At 63.3% G+C, this 19982-nt stretch carries 19 protein-coding genes; 3 read left to right on the top strand and 16 right to left on the bottom strand.

Annotated features, from left to right (window positions below; genetic code table 11):
- Positions 1-81 precede the first annotated feature (81 nt).
- Positions 82-1338 (bottom strand): MFS transporter, encoded by a 1257-nt coding sequence (locus U0O11_RS07445; RefSeq protein WP_176676948.1) that lies wholly within the window; start codon positions 1336-1338, stop codon positions 82-84.
- A gap of 156 nt (positions 1339-1494) precedes the next feature.
- Between U0O11_RS07445 and U0O11_RS07440 the strand changes: the two genes are divergently transcribed.
- Positions 1495-2373, top strand: a complete 879-nt coding sequence (locus U0O11_RS07440) for a helix-turn-helix domain-containing protein (protein ID WP_176676947.1) — start codon at positions 1495-1497, stop codon at positions 2371-2373.
- Positions 2374-2382: 9 nt separating this feature from the next.
- Here U0O11_RS07440 and U0O11_RS07435 read toward each other — a convergent pair whose 3' ends face one another.
- The 7 genes from U0O11_RS07435 to U0O11_RS07405 all read right to left on the bottom strand — a co-directional run bounded on the left by U0O11_RS07435 (position 2383) and on the right by U0O11_RS07405 (position 10036).
- On the bottom strand, positions 2383-3102 hold the full coding sequence (locus U0O11_RS07435) for an aspartate/glutamate racemase family protein (protein ID WP_176676946.1): 720 nt from the start codon (positions 3100-3102) through the stop codon (positions 2383-2385).
- Positions 3103-3274: 172 nt separating this feature from the next.
- Positions 3275-4555: a TRAP transporter large permease gene (locus tag U0O11_RS07430; protein ID WP_043332797.1), complete on the bottom strand. Its 1281-nt coding sequence runs from the start codon at positions 4553-4555 to the stop codon at positions 3275-3277.
- A gap of 4 nt (positions 4556-4559) precedes the next feature.
- A complete protein-coding gene (locus tag U0O11_RS07425) occupies positions 4560-5117 on the bottom strand; it encodes a TRAP transporter small permease (RefSeq protein WP_043332799.1) in 558 nt (185 codons plus the stop codon).
- Positions 5118-5252: 135 nt separating this feature from the next.
- Positions 5253-6191 (bottom strand): TRAP transporter substrate-binding protein, encoded by a 939-nt coding sequence (locus U0O11_RS07420; RefSeq protein WP_213114127.1) that lies wholly within the window; start codon positions 6189-6191, stop codon positions 5253-5255.
- Positions 6192-6359: 168 nt separating this feature from the next.
- On the bottom strand, positions 6360-7568 hold the full coding sequence (locus U0O11_RS07415; protein ID WP_317291913.1) for a DegT/DnrJ/EryC1/StrS family aminotransferase: 1209 nt from the start codon (positions 7566-7568) through the stop codon (positions 6360-6362).
- 9 nt (positions 7569-7577) lie between these two features.
- Positions 7578-8894 (bottom strand): histidinol dehydrogenase, encoded by a 1317-nt coding sequence (gene hisD / locus U0O11_RS07410; RefSeq protein WP_064503251.1) that lies wholly within the window; start codon positions 8892-8894, stop codon positions 7578-7580.
- 128 nt (positions 8895-9022) lie between these two features.
- On the bottom strand, positions 9023-10036 hold the full coding sequence (locus U0O11_RS07405) for a D-cysteine desulfhydrase (protein WP_043332804.1): 1014 nt from the start codon (positions 10034-10036) through the stop codon (positions 9023-9025).
- Between the two features lie 407 nt (positions 10037-10443).
- Between U0O11_RS07405 and U0O11_RS07400 the strand changes: the two genes are divergently transcribed.
- On the top strand, positions 10444-11349 hold the full coding sequence (locus U0O11_RS07400; protein ID WP_043332806.1) for a LysR family transcriptional regulator: 906 nt from the start codon (positions 10444-10446) through the stop codon (positions 11347-11349).
- Positions 11350-11457: 108 nt separating this feature from the next.
- Entirely contained in the window at positions 11458-11676 is a 219-nt protein-coding gene (locus tag U0O11_RS07395) for a TIGR02450 family Trp-rich protein (RefSeq protein ID WP_043332808.1), read from the top strand.
- Between the two features lie 139 nt (positions 11677-11815).
- Here the strand turns inward: U0O11_RS07395 and U0O11_RS07390 are convergent, their stop codons facing one another.
- From U0O11_RS07390 to U0O11_RS07355, 8 genes are all read right to left on the bottom strand, one after another.
- Positions 11816-13000 (bottom strand): pyridoxal phosphate-dependent aminotransferase, encoded by a 1185-nt coding sequence (locus U0O11_RS07390; protein WP_324692379.1) that lies wholly within the window; start codon positions 12998-13000, stop codon positions 11816-11818.
- A gap of 2 nt (positions 13001-13002) precedes the next feature.
- Complete coding sequence (locus U0O11_RS07385) at positions 13003-13677, bottom strand: TetR/AcrR family transcriptional regulator (protein WP_317291912.1); 675 nt, start codon at positions 13675-13677, stop codon at positions 13003-13005.
- Between the two features lie 87 nt (positions 13678-13764).
- On the bottom strand, positions 13765-14514 hold the full coding sequence (locus tag U0O11_RS07380) for a class II aldolase/adducin family protein (protein WP_197738731.1): 750 nt from the start codon (positions 14512-14514) through the stop codon (positions 13765-13767).
- Between the two features lie 281 nt (positions 14515-14795).
- On the bottom strand, positions 14796-15611 hold the full coding sequence (locus U0O11_RS07375; RefSeq protein ID WP_324692378.1) for an NAD(P)-dependent oxidoreductase: 816 nt from the start codon (positions 15609-15611) through the stop codon (positions 14796-14798).
- A 302-nt stretch (positions 15612-15913) separates the two neighbouring features.
- Positions 15914-16786 carry a DMT family transporter gene (locus U0O11_RS07370; RefSeq protein WP_209443786.1) on the bottom strand — a complete coding sequence of 291 codons (873 nt, stop codon included), beginning with the start codon at positions 16784-16786 and terminating at the stop codon, positions 15914-15916.
- A 434-nt stretch (positions 16787-17220) separates the two neighbouring features.
- Positions 17221-18327, bottom strand: coding sequence for an NADH:flavin oxidoreductase/NADH oxidase (locus U0O11_RS07365; protein ID WP_043332817.1), 1107 nt, complete (start codon positions 18325-18327; stop codon positions 17221-17223).
- A gap of 215 nt (positions 18328-18542) precedes the next feature.
- A complete protein-coding gene (bla, locus tag U0O11_RS07360) occupies positions 18543-19520 on the bottom strand; it encodes a class A beta-lactamase (protein ID WP_084589318.1) in 978 nt (325 codons plus the stop codon).
- A gap of 167 nt (positions 19521-19687) precedes the next feature.
- Positions 19688-19969, bottom strand: a complete 282-nt coding sequence (locus U0O11_RS07355) for an amphi-Trp domain-containing protein (protein ID WP_054555998.1) — start codon at positions 19967-19969, stop codon at positions 19688-19690.
- Positions 19970-19982 lie beyond the last annotated feature (13 nt).

The following is a 19982-nucleotide window of genomic DNA, read 5'->3' as shown; positions in this document are numbered from 1 at the left end:
CGCTAGCCGATGAAGCATTCGCCATCTCTCACTTCCTTGTCATGGGGGGATGTGCCAGTGCCCCTTGGGGGCAGCGCTCCATTATTCAGATGCCGACGCCTCAGGCAACTGGCGGTCTCTGCCCGCCAGCCAGCCGACACCTGCCATCAGCACACTGAGGACGGCGCAGACCATCAGTGCCAGCTGCCAATTGCCCTGCATATCGTAGAGCGCGCCGATCAGCGGCGGCCCCATGGCCGCGAGCAGATAGCCCAGCGTCTGCGCCATGCTCGACAGTGAAGCCGACTGCATGGCATCACGCGCCCGCAGCCCCATGAATGACAAGGCGAGAATGAAGCTGGCCCCGGAGCCCGCGCCCAGCAACAGCACCCACACCAGTGCCCACTTTGGCATCAGCCATAGCCCGATGAATCCCGCCAGCGACATGCAGGGCGTCGCGAAGGCGATCAGGCGTTGATCCTTCAGGCGCGGCATCAGGGGCACCAGAATCAATCCCGGCAAGGCCGAAGCCAGCTGGAGTAGACCATGCAACGAGCCCGCCTTCTCGGCTGAGAAGCCATTGTCCGCCAGCATGCTCGGCAGCCAGCTGTTGACGGTATAGAACAGCAGCGAATTGATGCCCATGAAGAGCGTCACCTGCCAGGCCAGTGGCGAATGCCACACGGCTGCCTGACGCACCGGCCGCGCGGCACCCTTCTCGACGTCCTTCTCGGCACCCTTCTCGGCTTCCTTCGCCGCCGCCGGCAGGGAGCGACGTGACAACTGCGGCCACCACACCCCCATCGTCACCAATGGCAAAACGACCACTATGAGCATCGCGTACTGCCAGCCAGCGCTGCTGCCCTGTGCCAACGGCACCATCAGCGCCGAGGCGATGGCGGCCATGATGCCCATGGTCAGCACATAGCAGGAGGTCAGCAGCGCGACATGCTGCGCAAAGCTGCGTTTGACCAGACTGGGCAGCAGCACATTGCCCACGGCAATGCCCGCCCCGATCAGGCCGATACCCAGATAGAGGGCCAGCATGCTGCCCTGCACCCGCAGCACGATGCCCGCGGCGATCGTCACCAAGGCGAGGAAGAGACTGCGTTCAAGCCCGAGACCTCTGGCGAGGCGCGGCACCCAGGGCGAGACGACGACGAAGGCCAGCAGCGGCAGAATCATCAACAGGCCAGCCGCCGTGGCATTGAAGCCCAGCGCCGCCTGCAGGCGCTCCAGCAGTGGCGCGATACTGGTGAAGGGCGCACGCAGGTTCATGGCGATCAACAGGATACCGGCGATCAATACGGCCGGATGGCTCAGTCGCCGGACAGGAGATGAGTGGCAGAGTTCAGTCATGAGGCGCTCGCAGCGATCGTGAAACGGGGTAATGGCGGGACGACACCCAAGAGATGAGTCCGCACACAGAGTGAGGCTAGCTTAATCCCCTCGCCCACTGCAGAATTGAGCCATCATGACATCAGATCACTGAAATCAGACAATCTGCGAGCCGCTATGTCAGTGACCACACCCGTTCTACCGCCATCGCCCGGGGTCAGCACCCGCGGCCCCGATCAGGTGCCCTTCTCCAGCAGCGTCTGCGAGCACGACCCGGACATCTACGAGATTCCGGCCAGCGCCCTGCATGTCGAGACCGGCCAGCAGGTGATGGAGGTGCCGATCCACCAGCATCGCAAGGGACAGCTGGTGATCGCCCTGCATGGCGTGGTGACCAGTCGCGTACCGGAAGGTCTGTGGATGGTGCCGCCGCACAGCGGGGTCTGGATTCCCGGCAACCTGCCCCACAGCAATCATCTGACCCGTGGCGGCCGCGTCTGCCACCTGTTCATCGAGCCCGGTGCGCTCGAGATGCCAAGCCACAGCTGCACGCTGTCGATCTCGCCCCTGCTGCGTGAGCTGGTGCTGCGTCTGGCGGAGCTACCCCAGCCATATCCTGAACAGGGGCCGACAGCGCGGCTGGTCGGCGTGCTGATGGAAGAGCTGGCCTGCATGCCAAGCGAACGTCTGCACCTGCCCTTGCCCGAAGACCCGCGGCTGACCCGCATCAGCGATGCCCTGATCAAGACCCCGGACGACCGACGCACCCTGGCCGAGTGGGCGAGCGAACTGGCGATGAGCGAACGCACCCTCGCCCGGCTTATCCAGCGTGACACCGGCCTGAGCTTCAGCCGCTGGCGTCAGCAACTGCACCTGGTGGTGGCGATTCGCCTGCTGGCCGAAGGCATGAGCGTGCAGCGCGTCTCGGAAGACGTCGGCTATCAGTCCGTCAACGCCTTCATCAGCATGTTCAAGAAGCTGCTCGGCACTACACCCGCCCGCTACCTGCAGGAACGCGAGCAACGCCGCTCGGGCAGTGGCATGGGCGGCGCGTGACGGCGACGCTTACTGAGTGGCCGCCTGTGCCACGCTGACGGCCAGCGCTTCGACGGAATCCACGATCGGCAGCCGGTCATCGAGCAGATGGCTGATAATGGAGAGCTCGGTGCAGGCCAGCACCAGCACATCGGCTTCCTGCGCCACCAGGTCAGCGGCGGCCTGACGGAAGGCTCCCCCGACGGCGTCATCACTCACCTGGCCTTTCTTGACGCTGCGGATCACCTCCAGCATCGCGTCCTCATCCTGGGGATAGGCCAGCGACAGACCACGCGACTCGATGAAGCCTTCGTAAAGGCCAATCTTGCGCAGCGCCGGGGAACACAGCATGCCGACACGTGCGCCCGGCCACTGCGCCGCCACCCAGTCCAGGGTGCGCTCGACGATATGCCACACCGGAATCGAGACGGCGTCCTGCGCATCCTGCCAGTAGTAGTGGGCCGTGTTGCAGGGCATGACCAGAAAATCACACCCGGACTGCTCCAGTCGCTGGGCCATTTCCGCGATGGCAGGCCCCGGAGAGACATCGCCCCCTTCCAGCAGAGCCTTGATGCGCGACGGCACCTTGGGATTGTTGTCGACCACCATGTGTACATGATTGATGTCGTCCTCGGCCGGTGTGGCCTGGATCACCTGCTGCATGAAGGCCACCGTGGCATCCGGCCCCATGCCGCCCAACACGCCCACGACGATATGTTCTGCGCCCGAGGCGTCATGCGAGCTTCTCATTGGTCGTTCTCCGACAAAACTCTCACTGAAGATCAAGGCTCGAGAGGATGGCGACGTGGCCGGCATCCTCTCGAGAAACTGTTTCATGAGGCACTGTTCACGAAGGGCTGTGTTTACGAGCCACTGTGTTGACGAAAACAGTGATGACGAGCCACTGCCCTCCGCTGGGCCGCTAGAAGCCCATCATGTCCGGCAGCCACATTGTCAGCTGCGGCACGAAGGCCAGCAGCAAGGCGATCAGCACCATGGTGCCGACCAGCGGCAGCGCCCGCACCGAGATTTTCTCGATGGACACGTTGGCGATGCTGGAGCTGATGAACATGTTCTCGCCCAGTGGCGGGGTCGAGAAGCCGATCCCGAGACTCACCACCAGCACGATCCCGAAGTGCACCGGGTCGACGCCCAGCTCCACCATGACCGGCAGCAACACCGGCGTGACGATCATGATGGTGGCCAGAATCTCGATGAACATGCCGACGATCAGCAGGAAGGCGATCACCAGCACCCACACCAGCCACAGGCTGTCGGTGATGTTGAGGATGCCCTGGGCGATCATGGCCGGAATGTGATGCTCCACCAGGATGCGACCGAAGGCGGTAGCGGTGAACATGATGATCAGCACGCGACCGGTCAGCCAAGTCGTGTTCTGGAAGGCTTCATTCAAGCCCAGCAGCGAGGACTCCTTGTGAATGAAGACACCGACGAACAGCGCATAGAAGATCGAGACGACGGCGGCTTCGGTCGGTGTGAAAAGACCGCTGTAGATGCCGCCGAGGATGACCACCGGTGCCATCAGTGACCAGAAGCCCTCCTTGAGTACCTTGAAGACACGCGCCTTGTCGTACGGCTCGCCCTGGGCCTGATAGCCGTTGCGCTTGGCGGTGATGTAGTTGGCGATCATCAGGGCCGCCCCCAGCATGATGCCCGGGATGACACCCGCCATGAACAGCGCCGAGATCGACTCGTTGGCGGTCACCCCGTAGATGACCAACGGCATGCTGGGCGGAATCACGACGCCCAGTCCGCCAGCGGTGGCGGTAATCGCCGCCGGATAGCTGCGGCCGTAGCCACGTTCGATCATCGCCGGAATCACCAGCATGCCCACGGCCGCCGTGGTCGCCGGCCCCGAGCCGGAGATGGCGCCGAAGAACATGCAGGCCATCACCGCTGCCGCCCCCAGGCCACCTGCGGCCGGGCCCGCCAGCTCTTCGGCGATACGAATCAGACGCCGCGCGATGCCGGCGTCGCCCATCAGGGCGCCCGCCAGAATGAAGGATGGCAGTGCCATCAGCGGGAAGGAGTTGATCGCCGAGAACGCCAGCTCCACCAGCGAGGTGATGTCATCACCACTGACGACATAGACCGCCATGGACGCCACCCCAAGGGCAACGACGATGGGTGAGCCCAGAAACAGCAGTGCACCGAACAGAGAGAACAGAATAGTCGCGGCCATGGCATCAGCCTCCCATCTTGGCGGTGCGGGTGTCATCGGCGGCATCCGGGGCCGCTTCCGTGATGCGCTTCACTTCCTCGTCGTCCACGTTGCCGGGCTCGATGCCTCTGACCAGCTTGAGGAACTGCACCTGCAATACGCGAAAGGCCATCAAGGTGAAGGCCACGGGGAAGATGTAATAGACATAGGCGAGCGACCAGCCGAGCGCTGGGGACTCATAGGGAAACTCGGTGAGAAGCCCGATCAGATCCAGGCTCTTGTAGGCGATGATCAGGCTGAAGAGCGCCCAGATAAGGTCGACAAACAGCAGGATGGCGTTGGCCACCTTGCGCGGCAGCAGATTGATATGGGTCTGCAGCCGATTGTGGGCACTCAGGTGAGCCGCGTGTGCAGCCCCCAGGAAGACGAACCAGACGAAGGCGTAGCGTGCCAGCTCTTCCATCCATGCCATGCCGATACCGAACACGACACGCAATACCACTTGGGAAAACAGCAGGAGTACGAAGACCGCGAGTAGAAAGCGGCAGGCGTAATCCTCGAGATTGTTCAATCTGGCCAACATGCGAGCCTCCTTCACGATGAACTGTGAGAGGGATACCAGCACTGTCTGGTATCCCTGCTCGATAGCATTGAACGCAGCGGGGGTCGCTCAGGCGTCATTCACGCTGACGCCGCGAGCGACCCCGCCCACTCGGGCTCAGTGGCCCAATGCTTTCTGCAATTCGTCGAAGGATTCCTTGCCGCCGATCTCTTCATAGAACTGCGGCCAGACTTCTTCCTTGGCAATGCTGATCCACTTGTCCTCGTCGGTCAGCTGGGCGGACTGCACCCCTTCAGCTTCCATGGCAGCACGCGCCTGAGAGGCCTCGGTCAGCTGGAATTGAAGCGCATAGAGCTGGGCTTCCAGGCCGGCGCGATCGATGATCTCGCGCTCCTCGTCAGAGAGCTTGTTGTAGGTACGCACCCCCATGACGATCGGCTGCAGGGAGTACTGGTAGTGGACCTCGGTCAGATACTTCTGCACTTCCTGGAACTTCATCGTGTAGTTGACGATGTCCGGGTTGTCCTGGCCATCGATCACGCCCTGCTGCAGACCGGTGAAGACTTCCGGCCACGACATGCTGATCGGGCTGGCGCCCCAGGCCTGATAGGTGGCGAGCATGATCTTGTTCTGCGGCACACGGATCTTCATGCCTTCAAGGTCTTCCAGCGACGTCACCGGACGCTTGGAGTTGGTCAGATAACGGAAGTTGGAATACAGCCAGCTGACGATGTGGACGCCGGCCTGTTTCTCGGCGATCTGGTTCCATTCATCCGCCAGCGGGCCGGTGGTGGCCTTGACGGCATCCGCATGGCTACGCAGTGCATAGGGCATGGTGAGCGCGCCGAGGCGCGGCGCGTAGGGCGTCAGATTGCCGACGCCGATCAGCGCGAAGTCCAGCTTGCCGATGCGCGTGTCCTGGATCATGCCGGTCTCGGAGCCCAGCTGACCGCCCGGGAACAACTCCACCTGCATCTCGCCATCGGAAAGGTCCTCGACCAGTTCCTCGAAGCGCTGTGCAAGCGCGCCCTGATCCGAATCCATCGGATCGCCCATGCCGACCTTGAAGGTCTTCGCCTGAGCGGTCGCTGACATCGCCAACATCACTGCGGTTGCCAAGAGAGCTTTATTGAACATTGTTATTACTCCACTGGTTGCGGGTCCGCATGGCCTGTCATCAGGACATGCGGATTGAAGATCATGTGGCTTTCAAAGCGTTATCGTTATGGGTTCATCCCCGTCACGTGCTGCCGCCGGGCATAGTCACGCGACGGTCGAGACAGGTCGTGCACTGTGCAGAGCGTCCAGGATCAAGTCCGCGATGACCTCACAGTCCTGCACGTCAAAGGTCAGCGGGAGACGCAGATCACACAGCGTCGCCAGCACCCGGTCGGCATTGGGCACTGCACGATGGCTGCCCAGATAGGCCCAGCTGTCGTAGCGGCTGGTGTAATCCTCCGGCAGCGGCTTGCCGTACCATTTCACCGGCAGCCCACGCGCTTCACAGCCTGTGATGAAGGCGGCGATCTGCTCGTGGGAGCACTGCGCCAGCGTGAACTGGATGGAGCTTCCGACGTAGCCTTCCAGCGGGCCACGCAGGATGGGCGTGACGCCCTCCATGGCCGCGAGCCGGTCCTGCATGCGGGCATAGAGGGCATTCCAGCGCTCACGACGCTCTGCCAGCTCCCCCAGTTGCGGGCGCAGGATGGCGGCACGCAGATTGTCCATGCGACCACTCATGTTGGGGGTCTGCAGGCGCGTCTCGGCGAAGCTCTCCGCGGCCGGTGCCGCCAGGTGGCGGTCGTACAGCATGTAGGAGCCCGACAGGATGATGGCGCGTCGCATCACCTCATCATCGGCGGTCGCCAGCAGGCCACCTTCACCGGAATTGACGTGCTTGTAGGTCTGGGTGCTGTAGCAGCCGACCTTGCCGAAGGTGCCGCTGGGCTTGCCGTCGTAGCTCGCACCCATGGTATGCGCGCAATCCTCGATCACCGTGATGCCGCGGCTGTCGCAGGCCTGCATGATCGCGTGCATGTCGCCGATATGGCCGCGCATGTGCGAGAGCATGAAGAAGCGGGCCCCGCTCTGATCTGCCGCACGCGCCAGATCCTCCGGATCGACCGTGGTGTCCTCGAGGATGTCCACCAGCACCGGCTCGCCACCGGCGGCGACGATGCTGCCGGGCACCGGGGACAGGGTGAAGGCGTTGCACAGCACCTTGTCACCGGCCTCGAGTCCGCAGGCGCGCAGCGCCAGTTGCAGGGCATAGCCGCCGGAGGCACAGGCCAGCGCATGGGGAATGCCCAGACTCGCCGCGAATTCCTGCTCCAGCAGCGCCGTTTCGCCCTGCTCGCCTTCCGCCAGGTTGTAGCGATGCAGGCGACCACTGCGCATCACGGCGACGGCAGCCTCGATGGCGGTGTCGGAGATGGCTTCCTGTTGGGTGAATGACTTGGCAAAACGACGCATGTGGCCTCCTCAATACCGCTTCTGGGCATAGACGGGGAAATCCCAATCCTGCTCGGGGAAGTATTTGGTGAGGCGCCAGTCACAGGCACGCGCATGGCCTTCCATCCCTTCGGTGCGCGAGATGCGCGAACCGATGGCACTGAACTTGAGATTGGCTTCAACACTGAGCTGTTGGGTGGTCAGTACCTTCATGAACTTGTGGACATTCAGACCGCCGGAGTAGCGACCGGCGCGCTTGGTCGGCAGGATGTGGTTGGTGCCGGAACACTTGTCACCGTGGGTGACGGTGCTGCCTTCGCCGAGGAACAGAGAGCCGTAGTTGCTGAGATTCTGCTTCCACCACTCCAGGTCCTCACACAGCACCTGCAGGTGTTCGCAGGCGTACTGATCACTGATCTGGACCACTTCTTCGCGGGTGTCGCACAGGATGACTTCGCCGTAGTCGCGCCAGGCGGCGTGGATGACCTCGGCGTTGGGCATGTCGTTGCCGACCAGCGGCACCAGCTCGATGACGCGGCGCGCGACCTCTTCACTGGTGGTGAACAGCCAGACCGGCGAGTTCGGGCCGTGCTCCGCCTGGGAGACGAGATCCACCGCGATGGTCATCGGGTCTGCCGTGTGATCGGCGATCACCGCCGATTCGGTGGGGCCGGCGAAGACGTCGATGCCGACCTGCCCGAACAGCAGGCGCTTGGCTTCGGCCACGAAGGCGTTGCCCGGGCCGACGAGGATGTCGGCTTCGCGCCCGCCGAACAGGCCGAAGGCCATGCTGGCGACCGCGTGAACGCCGCCCATCTCCAGGATGCGGTCGGCACCGGCCACATGCATGGCGTAGGCCACCGCCGGATTGATGCTGTCACCGCGCGGTGGCGAACAGGCCGTGATGTACTTGACGCCGGCGGCCTTGGCCGTGGCGACGCTCATCAGCGCCGAGGCGGCATGCGCGTAGCGTCCGCCCGGCACGTAGCAACCCGCGGCATCGATGGGCAGCACGCGCTGCCCCAGCACGACACCCGGCTCGGTCTCTATCTCGAAGGACGTCAGGCTGTCGCGCTGCGCTTCGGCGAAACGACGGATCTGGCGATGGGCGAAATCGATATCGTCCTTGACGCTCTGCGGCACGCTTTCGATCAGCGTGGCCAGCTTTTCCTCGCTGAGGACGAAATCGCCGCTCCAGTTGTCGAACTTCTCGGCATACATGCGCACGGCATCTTCACCACGCGAGCGAATGTCCTGCAGCATGTCCTGGACGATGGCCGTGGTGCGCTGATCTTCCTCTGCCACGCCGTCGGCTGCTTCAGCCAGCTTGAGGTGTCTGATTGTCATTGTGATTCCCCGAAAACTGCTGTGATCATCACGCTCCCTTGCCAGCTGGGCCGGGGAGCGTGTCGTTACGGGATGCGTCAGTCACGCCGCTGTCGTCAGGCGGGACGCATCACTGGCCGCAAACGCTATCAGGCCTGGTAATCCGCGAAGTTGAAGGCATCCGGGTAGCCGAACAGGGCCACGGCACCGCCGGTGTGCAGGAAAACCACGTTCTCGCCTTCCTTGAAGTGCCCCTTGCGTACCAGGTCGATCAGACCGGCCATGCCCTTGCCGGAGTAGACCGGGTCCAGCAGGATGCCTTCCTGCTGAGCCAGCAGCGTGACGGCCTCGATCATGCTTTCGGTCGGAATGCCGTAGCCGTCACCGACGTAATCGCAGTTGGCGACGACATCTTCACGCTTGACCACGTCAGACAGGCCCAGCTTGGCTTCGGTCTTCTGTGCCAGCGCGAAGACATTGCCTTCCTGCTTGTCCTTCGGGGCCCGCACGCCGATGCCGAGTACCGGAATGCCGGAGTTGCAGGCGGTCAGGCCCGTCACCAGACCCGCCTGGGTCCCGGCGCTGCCGGTGGCGTGCACGAGGTGATCGATCTTGAGGCCCATGTCGTTGGCCTGGGACAGCAGTTCGAGGGCGGCATTCACGTAACCCAGCGCGCCGATCTCGTTGGAACCACCCCCCGGGATGATGTAGGGCTTCTTGCCCTTGCCGATCAGCTTGTCGGCCAGCGCTTCCATCTCGGCGGCCATGTCGGCACCGCCTTCACGCTTGGCGACCGTCGCGCCATGCAACTGGTCGAGGAAGACGTTGCCGTTGTAGTTGTAGCTGCGGTCGTCGCTGCCGGTACGGTCTTCCAGCAGGATGTGGCACTCAAGACCCAGCTTGCAGGCAGCGGCAGCGGTCTGACGCGCGTGGTTGGACTGGGTAGCGCCCTGGGTGATGATGGTGTCGGCGCCCTGCTCCAGCGCGTCTGCCATCAGGAATTCCAGCTTGCGAGTCTTGTTGCCACCGGTGGAAAGCCCGGTGCAGTCATCACGTTTGATCCAGAGACGCGGCCCACCCAACAGCTTGCTCAGGTTGTCCATCGGCTCCAGCGGAGTCGAGAGGTGACCAAGGCGAACACGGGGAAAACGGGACAGATGCATACGAGCCTCCAGGCGAGTCATTGTTGTCATAGGGGGTTACTCTCATAACGACGTTCGTCGAATGTGTGACATCACTCCGGCACGCCGCCGAGCGGTCTTCTCAACAGTAAGCCGCGATTCTCGCCAGTCCCAATGCCATGTTTCTCAAAGTTTGTTACTTTTCTGCATGACCAGCTCTTTGCTCTTGTCCGACTCAGGCATCCAGAAGATCGTCATGCCCGCGACGCCGACCGGCAGTCATATCCATTGCCTGTGGCCTGTGGCCCCTGGCCCTTCGGCGCTGCCCTACCATTGACGAACCATGGATGGTTCATGCTCCGGGGGTGTGCTTGCGGTCTTCACCCCAACAAGCACTCGGTGCATGATGGCCGACCTCCAACAACAACCGACATCTCCTCAGGCGACGCATGAAGATCGAATGGATCGAAGACTTTCTCGCATTGATCGAGGCCGGAACCTTCTCGCTGGCAGCCGAGAGACGCAACGTGACGCAACCCGCCTTCTCGCGCCGGATACGGCAGCTGGAAGAGTGGCTGGGCGTCGAGCTGGTCTATCGTCAGTCGCAGCGCATGATCCTCACCGAGCACGCGCTGGAATATGAGCAGGAAATGCGGGAATGGCTGGCGCGGCTCTACACGTTGCGCAGCCGCCTGCGCAGCGAGGCCCGCCAGGGGCCGAAGGCAATCATCACCACCCAGCACACCCTCACCGTCAGCTATCTGCCGCGGTTGCTGCGCTATTTCCGGCACAACTCCCCCGAAGCCGGACTGCAGGTGAAATCACTGGATCGCAGCGAATGCCTGCAACTGTTCGAGCATGATCAGGCAGACCTGCTGCTGTGCTCAGAACTGCAGGGCGCGCCGATCTTCGATGACAACGGCGACACCCAGCGCATCTCGCTGGGGCTGGAGCGGCTGCTGCCGGTGTGTGCTCCGGACGCCCAGGGGCGCCCCCTGCACCTGCCGCGCAGTGACCAGCGCCTGCCCTTGATCGCCTATGATCCGGAGAGTTTTCTGGGCCAGATTCTGGCCTCGCCCTACCTGATGGACCTGCAGCGCGCCCAGGACATCGACATCATCTGCGAGACGTCCTTTACGCTGGGCATTCGTGAACTGGTGATGGCCGGATTGGGAGTCGGTTGGCTGCCCCACGGCCTGATCGAGGATGATCTGGAGAGCGGCAGACTGGTCTCGCTATTGGATGATCTGGGCGGCCCGACCCTCGAGGTGGCCTGCTATTGTCGCCGTGGCAAGCACAGCGCGGCGACCGAGTCGCTGTGGCAACTGCTCAACGAGAGCCCACCTTCGGTGTAAGCCCACCTGGCGCTCACCTGTCTGCTGGGCTCTGACTTGACCAGCACTGACTTGACTGGCACTGACTCGAGCAGCACGCAGCTGCCAACCGTTTCTTGAGGAACCAGCATGAATCGCATCAACCCCGACAAGCTGTTGCAGAGCAAATGGACCGCCGTGTCGCCCCGGGAGCGTGAGCGCCATTTCATCGTCACACGCTTGATTCGTGATGAGCAGGACGAACATGTGGTCGAGGTCGTGTTGCAGGCGGTGCTGACACGCAGGGATTACACCCTCGCCTGGCGCGAGCTCAAGGCAGATGATGTCTGGCAGATGGGCTGGAAATGACGGGCTGACTTGAGCATCGCTGAACGCAGAAACGCCGCCCGAGGGCGGCGTTTCTGCGTCTACGCAACAGAGGATGAGTCGGGGTGATGCCTGACTTTGGCTGGCCTTGAGACTGACCGCAAGGCGCTGAGAAAAGATCTCAGGCCACGACCTCGGCTTCCAGCTGGTCACACAGCAGCGCCATGCGCTGCACCGCTTCCAGCAGGCTGTCGTCCGGCACGGTCAGGGCGACACGTACCAGCGGCGTACCGCAATCACCGAAGACGCTGCCGGGCATCACCGCCACCTGCTGCTGTTCCAGCAGCCGCCAGGCGAATTGCTCACCGTTCAGGCCGGTGCGTGAGACATCGACCATCAGGAACATGCCGCCCTGGGGCAGGCTGGAGGACAGCTGCGGGATGGCCGCCAGCGCCTCATGCACCAGACGCGCGCGGCGCCCGAGAGAGTCGCGCAGACGCTCGGTGGTATCGAAATCCCCGCGCAGCGCGGCCTCGGTCATGTCGGCGATGAAGGGCTGGTTGCCGAACAGCATGGTTTCCGAGACAGGCAACAGCCGACGACAGAATTCCGCCGAGCCGATGGCCCAGCCACTGCGAAAACCGGTGGCAGCGTGACTCTTGGAGATCGAGGACACCACCACGGTGCGCTCACGCAGTGCCTCGATTTCCAGCGGCGAGACGAATTCGCCCGTGAAGATCAGCGATTCATAGACCTCATCGCAGACGATCCACAGATCATGCTCGCGACATAGCGCACCGATGTGCTCGAGGGTCGCCCGATCCATCACCGCCCCGGTCGGGTTGTGCGGGGTATTGAGCAGCAACACACGGCTCTGCGGCGTGATGGCCGCGGCCAGATCCCGTGGCTGCAACACGAAGCCATGCTCCATGCGCAGCGGTACCGGCTGCAGGTCACCGCCGGCGCCGCGGATCACGCCCTCATAGGTGGCGTAGTAGGGATCGCCGGTCAGTACGCCGGCCCCCTCCTCCACCAGTGCCAGCATCACCGCGAACAGCGCCGTCTGCGTGCCGGGGAAACACAGCACGTTGTCTGCGCTGATCTCGGGCATGCGCGCGGCGTAGCGCTCGGCCAGTGCCGCAACCAGCCCCGGCTCACCACGGCCATCAGAGTAGCGGGTACGGCCAGCGCGCAGCGCCTCGACACAGTGCTCGACCAGGGCCGGATGCGTGGCGATATCCGGCTCGCCGATGGTCAGCTCGATGATCGGCTCGCCGGCCTGGATACGCTGGCGGGCAGCGCTGTGAACGGCCCATTTGTCACCGCCCAGATCACTCAGTCGTTCGGTAATGGTGGCGTAGCGCATGCTCAACTCCTGTGAGGTGGGGGTGATGTCGTGATAGCGACGTGCTCAAGCAAGGTGCCCTGTGGCAGCCGCAGAATGCCCTCTGCCGCCCGCATGGCGATCGCGGGCAGCCGCTCGACCGGATAGAGGTCGTGTTCCAGCCCGCCTTCCAGCCACAGGCCATCGATCAAGCCATTGAGGGCGATCGCCTGCTCCTGACATTCACTCTCGGTGGCGGGCAGCGCGTGGGCACTCAGCACCGGCTTGACCAGCTGTGCGAGCAGGTCGAGAAACTCGCGATAGGTTTCCTGGTGCACCGCCGAATAGCTGGCATCGTGGCGCACCCGGCCGATGAAGGTCGCCCACAGGGAGATCTTGTGGGCGGCCAGGTTGGGCTGCGTGAGACTCGCCGCGATGAAGCGCGCCAGACGACACGCCGGGGATACATCACTGGCCGGGCTGGCATCGGCGATATCGGAGGTCAGCTGGCCCATCATGTAGGCGTAGGCAGCCCGCACCATGTCGTCCTTGGTACCGAAATGGTGGCGAATCAGTCCCGGCGAGACCCCGGCCGCCTCCGCCACACGGCGAACGCTGGCACCGGCCAGACCGTGCTGCGCGACACAGCTCAAGGTGGCTTCCAGCAGGTCGCGACGACGCTGATCCTGGGAAAGCCGCTGGAATGCCTTGCGACTCATCGTGATGTCTCCCGTCCGGTCGCTGTCCCGCGCATCAGGCACTCGATGGCCTCTCGAACGAAGATGCCTTCAACAGCGCGCCTGCTATTAACAACGATAATCACAGCCAAGGCTCTCCAGCAGTCGCAGATGAGACTCCCACTCCAGCGCCAGATCTCCCTCCTCGTGGATGGCCATGTCGTACTGACCGACCACATGCTCACAGATCTCGGGCGAGAGGCGGCGCACCGGCTGGCCCATGGACAGAGTCGCGACCTGGATCTCGCAGCTGCGCTCGAGATAGAACATGTTGTTGAACATCTCGGCGGCAGAGGCGCCGGTGGTCAGCAGGCCATGATTGCGCAGGATCAGTGCCGGATTGTCGCCAAGGCTTGCCACAATGCGCTCGCGCTCATCCAGATCCAGCGCGATACCCTCATAATCGTGGTAGGAGACGCGGCCATGGAACTGCAGGGCGATCTGATTCAGTGGCAAGAGCCCTTCTTCCAGGCTCGACACCGCCACACCGGCGCGGGTATGGGTATGCATGATCCAGCTGGCTGAGTGACTTGCCGCATGAATCGCCGAGTGAATGGTGAAACCGGCCGGATTGACCCGCGCGGCACTGTCATCGACCTTCTGGCCGTTGACGTCGATCTTGACCAACGAGGACGCCGTGATTTCCTCCCAGCGCCAGCCGTAGGGATTGATCAGAAAATGCCCTTCCTCATCCGGTACCCGCGCCGTGATGTGGGTGTAGATCAGGTCGGTCATGCGATAGTGCGCTGCCAACCGATAGCAGGCCGCCAGGTCCAGGCGTGCTTGCCACTCCGCGTCACTCATGGTCGATGCCGGCATGTTGCTGTCTCCTGTGGTCACAATGTCGCTGTCTGGGGTCGAGAAAGGCTCGGCTGAGCCTTGAGAAGCATTGAAGCGTCCACCTTCGGTGTTCAAGCGACGCGGGCCTCAATCGCTGAGGGTTTTAAGCGCTGCGGCCCTCAATAGCCGCGCTGGCGATCCACGCCCAGCATGAGCGGCAGGCCATCGCGCAACTCACGCGCCGTGGCCACCACCTGTTCGGCCACCACCTCGGGGAGCGAGTCACTGGCCACATGCGGCGTGATGCGCAGGCGCGCGTCCTACCACCAGCGGTGAGTGGGCGCCAGCGGCTCCTCGCGGAAGACATCCAGCGTCGCGCCTGCCAGTTGTCCGGCGTCGAGCGCGGCTTCAAGGTCCGCTTCCACCAGGTGCTCGCCGCGGCCGATCTGCACCAGCCAGGCGCCACGGCGCAGCCGGGCGAACAAGGCAGCGTTCAGCACGTTCTCGGTCACCGGGGTCAGCGGCAGGATATTGATCAGATAATCGGCGCCGTCTGCCGCCGCCATGACGGCAGCGTCACCGGTCAGGTAACGCACGCCCGGCACCGGCGCGGCCGGTTCGCTGCGACAGGCGACCGTCACCGAGAACCCCAGGGTCGACAGCGAACTGACCACGGCGCGCCCCATGCTGCCGTGGCCCAGCACGGCCACCTGTGCCTTCTCTGGCGCACGCATTGCCAACGGCTGCCATTCGCCACGCGTGGCATTGTCGGCCATGACGGCAAACTCGCGCTCGCGATGCAGTACCTCGTGAGCGGCGAATCCGGCCATCAGATACGCCTGATGCGGATCGCGCACCCGTGCGACCTGAACCTCGGCCGAGAGCCCCGGATGACTCATCAGGGCATCCACCCCCGCCGCGATCGACATGGCAAGCCGAAGATTCGGGTACGGCGCGAAGGCATCCTCCCCCGGCTGCCAGCAGATGGCGAACCGCACCTCGCTCGGGTCCTCGATCTCATGCGGATGACGCAGCACGACATCGTCGCCCAGCTGGCGCAGTGCTTCACCGTAGACGCTGTCCAGGTCCAGGGACTCACTCAGATAGACACCCAGAATCGGGGCTTGGCTTGGCATTGGCTCTCCTTGTGACACGACTGGCAGCGAGTGGGTTGCCATGGATTTCTCCTCACTATTACACACTCGTATAACTACTGCCAACCGTCACGTGCTCCCCTGCTCCCTCATCGCCTTGCCAATGCCTTGATCGATGGGGTTTTTCCGTCACCGCACTGTTCTGGATGAAACATGCGCGCCACAACGACAAAAGGAGAGGCGCAAGCGCCTCTCCTTTTTCATGTGTTACCTGGTCAATGGTGCAAGCTGGCGTCAGCGGTGATGACAGCCTGACGCTGCCAACCTGATGGCAGCGAAGGAATTCACAACGAGGCCACCTTCGCCACTGGCGGGCGCTGCTTGCCCTGGGTGACGATGTAGATACCGCTTGCGACCACGATGGCGGCGCCCAGCAAGGTCATGGCATCGAGGCTTTCCCCCAGCACCATGACCCCGAGCGCCAAGGCAAACAGGACGCGGGTATAGCGAAATGGCGTGACCACCGAGACCTCGCCCTTGCGCATGGCAATCGTCAAGGCGTTGTAGGCGATGACCCCGAGTATCACGGCACCCACGATCAGCCAGGTCGCCTCGGGCGCATACGCAAGCGGGGTCTGCTGGTAGAGAGCGATCAGCCCCCCCGCCGGAATCAGGGCGAGAAAGCCATAGATGCCGAGCTGGACGTTGGACAACGACGCCGGCGCGCCGCGCGTCGCCAGGTCCCGTCCGGCGAAGCCGATCGTGCTGATCACCGCAAACAGTGAGGTCATGTTGAAGCTGTCGAGGCCTGGGCGCACGATCAGCAGCACGCCAATGAAGCCGACACCGATTGCCAGCCAGCGCTTGCGGCTGACGCGCTCCCCGAAGAACAGTGCCGCCCCGGCCACCACGACCAGCGGCGTCGCCTGCAGGATGGTGGAGGCAGTGGAAAGCGGCATCAGGGTGATGGCGAGGGCGAAGCTGCTGCGGGCGATGATTTCACAGATGACACGCACCAGAATCGGACGCGAGAAGATCGCCGCAGGCATGAGGGACTCACCGCGCAGGCAGGTCAACAGCATGAAGACCAGCATGCCGCCGAGACCGAACAGCATCAGGGTGATACCGGTCGAGGTATGCCCCGCCGCCAACTTGAACAACAGATCCTCCACCGCGAATGCTGCCATCGCGATGACCATGAAAACACTACCACGCATATTGTCCACTCACGCCCCCTTGGTCTTTCAAGTCACATTCACCAGACGGTCTGGCGGCCAGGATCAAGCGCGTATCGCGCTGCAACATCACCCCACGGCAGGCAGCGGGTCCGCTTGATCATCGGTGGCATCGTCCCACCATCACGCCATCAAGTCTTGCACCCTGCGCGTGAGGAGAAACAGGCGCGATTGCCGCAAAGACGCGTTTCAGAACCCCCCATGATGGCGCAAGGCCACGCTATCCGGCACTCGAGTGATGCGCTGGCAGCGCTCTTGTTAGACGAAAGATATGGCGTCAGGCGCCCGGCGCGCTCGAATCTGAACGTCAAGGAAAGCCAGAACTTCACGGCAAGCCTCGCACAGCAAGACGCCCGCGATCAGCGAGCGGGAGCTCGTGAACGCGGGCGTCAATCCTCAATGTCTCTTCACACGGCTCAGTCCTGTTGATTCTCCAGCAGCGACTTCAGGCCATGCGGCTGGCAACGCAGGTACTGGGGCGCAGCCTTGACGGTGTCACCCAGCGCAGCGGCCGCGTGCCACGGCCAGCGCGGGTCGTAGAGGATGCCACGCGCCAGCGCGATGGCATCGGCACGCTCGTTTGCCAGCAGGTCTTCGGCCTGCTGCGGCTCGGTGATCAGGCCAACGGCAATCACCGGCATCTTCACCTGCGCCTTCAGGGCCTCGGCGTGCGGCACCTGATAGTTGGGCGCTACCGGAATCTGCTGCTGCGCGCTGAGCCCGCCACTGGAGACATGCAGATAGTGGCAGCCACGACGGTCCAGCGCCTTGGCAAGTTCGATGCTCTGCTCGAGGTCCCAGCCGCCCTCGACCCAGTCCGTCGCGCTGATCCGGATGCCCAGCATCACGTACTGCGGGATCGCGGCCCGCACGGCGTCAAAGACCTCTAGCGTCAGACGCATGCGGTTCTCGAGTGAGCCACCGTAGTCATCGTCGCGCTGATTGCTCAACGGCGACAGGAATTCGTGCAGCAGATAACCATGCGCCGCATGCAGCTCGATGCCGTCCAGGCCGATGTCGACGGCGCGCTGTGCCGCCGCCACGAAGTCCGCGATGGTGCGGCGGATCTGCTCGCCACTCATCGACTCGGGGAGCGGCCCGCCTTCGCTGAAGGGAATCGCGCTGGGGGCAAGTACCTGCCAGCCATTGTCGTTGCCGGGCGCGATGGCAGCACCGCCCTCCCAGGGCTTCTGGCAGGATGCCTTGCGTCCCGCATGACCGATCTGCACCGCCAGCGGCATCGGTGAATAGCGGCGGATACGCTCGACAACTCCCTGCATGGCTTGCTGGCATGCCTCATCGTAGAGTCCGACATCGCCATGGGTGATGCGCCCTTCCGGGGCAACGGCGCTGGCTTCGAAGATCAGAAGCCCAGCTCCGGACTGGGCGAGATTGCCAAGATGCTGATCATGCCAGGCCTGCATCTGGCCCTCCTCGGCGGAGTACTGACACATGGGCGCGATGATGATGCGATTGTCCAGCGTGAGCGGGCCGAGGGTGAGAGGTGAAAACAGTGTGGACATGGAGTTCCTCTGGAGGCAGACAGGGCGGGTTCGGCAAGGCGCAGGCGCGAACATGGCGAGAAGGTCCGTGCTGCCAAAGCCGATGCAGTGCAAGCACAATGCGGGCACCGGGCAAGCGCCACAAGCGCAAGCTGGCCGTGATGACGGCAACGCTGAGTTGCCCATGCTTCACGCACGCCCTGCCAGCGCCCCACCATCAGCGACTCGCCTCAGCATCAGCGACTCGCCTCATCCTCCAGCACTTCCTTGACCAGCAGACGCCCGACATCGGCAATCGCGGCATTGCGTGCTGCCAGTTCCGCCTCGCTTTCGGTCAGATAGACCGCCACGATCAACGGGGCACGCAACGGCGGCCACAGGATGGCAACGTCATTGTTGGTGCCATACCCCCCGCCGCCGGTCTTGTCCGCGATCTGCCAGTCATCGGGCAAGGCCGCCCGCAGCTTGTCATCACCGGTGGTGTTGGCCAGCATCCAGCCCTGCAGAGCCAGGCGCGATGGCTCGCTCAGCGCATCCCCCACCAGCAGTCGCTGCAGGGTAGCCGCCATCGCGTGCGGCGTGGTGGTATCGCGCGGGTCACCGGGAGTGGCCTCATTGAGCGCCGTTTCACGTCTATCCAGCCGCGTGCTGTCATCGTCCAGGCGCCGCAGATAGGCCGTCAGTGCGGCAGGACCGCCAAGGGTGTCGAGAATCAGGTTGCCCGCGGTATTGTCGCTGGTCGTGATGGTGGCATGGCACAACGCCTCGAGCGTCAGGCCTCCATCCCGGGTGTGGTTCTCGGTGATGGGGGAATAGGTCACGAGGTCCGCCGGGCGAATCTCCACCTTGCGTGACAACGATTCCTGGCCTTCGTCCACCCGGGAGAGCATATGACCACAGGCCAGCACCTTGAAGGTGCTGCTCATGGGGAAGCGCTCATCCCCCCGCCAGCTGAAACGGGTGCCATCGGCGGTATCCAGAACGGTGACACCGATTCGCGCGCCGACCTCTGATTCGATGGCCTGAATGGCCGACGCCGAGAGCGGCTTGTCAGCGGCCTGTGCGCCCAGCGGCAGACAGGCAAGCGCGGCGGCGGCCAGCCACTGTTTCCAGCACCTTGAAGGCCTGACAGCAAGCTTTACCGCAAGGCTGGAAGAGTGCAATGGAGACGAGCGGTGATCGGCACCGCACAGGCGCTGAGGGGATGAAGGCATCAATGACATGTCCTGATCATGGGGAGCGGTCGTGTCGCAGCAGACACAACCAATATGCAGCATGCTACATGTACCATAGCCGCTTAAGCGCGGGTATGCCGGCCATCTCACTACGGGCCGCGGACTGGCAGAGACTTGATCTGGATCAATGCCAGCGCACGCTGCCCTCACTCATCGAGAACCTTGAGCGTCTTGTTGCGCTTGGCGCCGGGCTTGGCATGCCATGACAGGCGAATATCGAGGCGATGATGATCATCCTCTCGCCGCGCCGTGACCTTGAGGGTCATCAGGCCGCGCGGTGCCAGCCGAATCTCGCCGTCCTCATCGCGAAATGACAGCAGCCCCTTGCCCAGCCCCTTGATGATGGCCTTGAGAATGTCCTGAACGCCATCGATGGACTGCAATGATTCATGTCGGAACAGCGACTTGTCCTGCTTGTCGTCTTTCACCTGCCTCTCCTGT

The organism is Cobetia sp. D5 (genome assembly GCF_035666195.1).
Lineage (GTDB): Bacteria > Pseudomonadota > Gammaproteobacteria > Pseudomonadales > Halomonadaceae > Cobetia > Cobetia amphilecti.
Note: the sequence above shows the minus strand (reverse complement) of the source record. Positions and strands in the feature narration are given on the sequence as shown.

Coding starts and splice junctions, on each gene's coding strand:
- U0O11_RS07375 (WP_324692378.1), bottom strand. CDS start 15,611: ATGCCAAGCCAAGCCCCGATTCTGGGTGTCTATCTGAGTGAGTCCCTG.
- U0O11_RS07440 (WP_176676947.1), top strand. CDS start 1,495: ATGTCAGTGACCACACCCGTTCTACCGCCATCGCCCGGGGTCAGCACC.
- U0O11_RS07400 (WP_043332806.1), top strand. CDS start 10,444: ATGAAGATCGAATGGATCGAAGACTTTCTCGCATTGATCGAGGCCGGA.
- U0O11_RS07415 (WP_317291913.1), bottom strand. CDS start 7,568: ATGCGTCGTTTTGCCAAGTCATTCACCCAACAGGAAGCCATCTCCGAC.
- U0O11_RS07430 (WP_043332797.1), bottom strand. CDS start 4,555: ATGGCCGCGACTATTCTGTTCTCTCTGTTCGGTGCACTGCTGTTTCTG.
- hisD (WP_064503251.1), bottom strand. CDS start 8,894: ATGACAATCAGACACCTCAAGCTGGCTGAAGCAGCCGACGGCGTGGCA.
- U0O11_RS07425 (WP_043332799.1), bottom strand. CDS start 5,117: ATGTTGGCCAGATTGAACAATCTCGAGGATTACGCCTGCCGCTTTCTA.
- U0O11_RS07445 (WP_176676948.1), bottom strand. CDS start 1,338: ATGACTGAACTCTGCCACTCATCTCCTGTCCGGCGACTGAGCCATCCG.
- U0O11_RS07435 (WP_176676946.1), bottom strand. CDS start 3,102: ATGAGAAGCTCGCATGACGCCTCGGGCGCAGAACATATCGTCGTGGGC.
- U0O11_RS07380 (WP_197738731.1), bottom strand. CDS start 14,514: ATGCCGGCATCGACCATGAGTGACGCGGAGTGGCAAGCACGCCTGGAC.
- bla (WP_084589318.1), bottom strand. CDS start 19,520: ATGCCTTCATCCCCTCAGCGCCTGTGCGGTGCCGATCACCGCTCGTCT.
- U0O11_RS07385 (WP_317291912.1), bottom strand. CDS start 13,677: ATGAGTCGCAAGGCATTCCAGCGGCTTTCCCAGGATCAGCGTCGTCGC.
- U0O11_RS07390 (WP_324692379.1), bottom strand. CDS start 13,000: ATGCGCTACGCCACCATTACCGAACGACTGAGTGATCTGGGCGGTGAC.
- U0O11_RS07395 (WP_043332808.1), top strand. CDS start 11,458: ATGAATCGCATCAACCCCGACAAGCTGTTGCAGAGCAAATGGACCGCC.
- U0O11_RS07420 (WP_213114127.1), bottom strand. CDS start 6,191: ATGTCAGCGACCGCTCAGGCGAAGACCTTCAAGGTCGGCATGGGCGAT.
- U0O11_RS07365 (WP_043332817.1), bottom strand. CDS start 18,327: ATGTCCACACTGTTTTCACCTCTCACCCTCGGCCCGCTCACGCTGGAC.
- U0O11_RS07405 (WP_043332804.1), bottom strand. CDS start 10,036: ATGCATCTGTCCCGTTTTCCCCGTGTTCGCCTTGGTCACCTCTCGACT.
- U0O11_RS07370 (WP_209443786.1), bottom strand. CDS start 16,786: ATGCGTGGTAGTGTTTTCATGGTCATCGCGATGGCAGCATTCGCGGTG.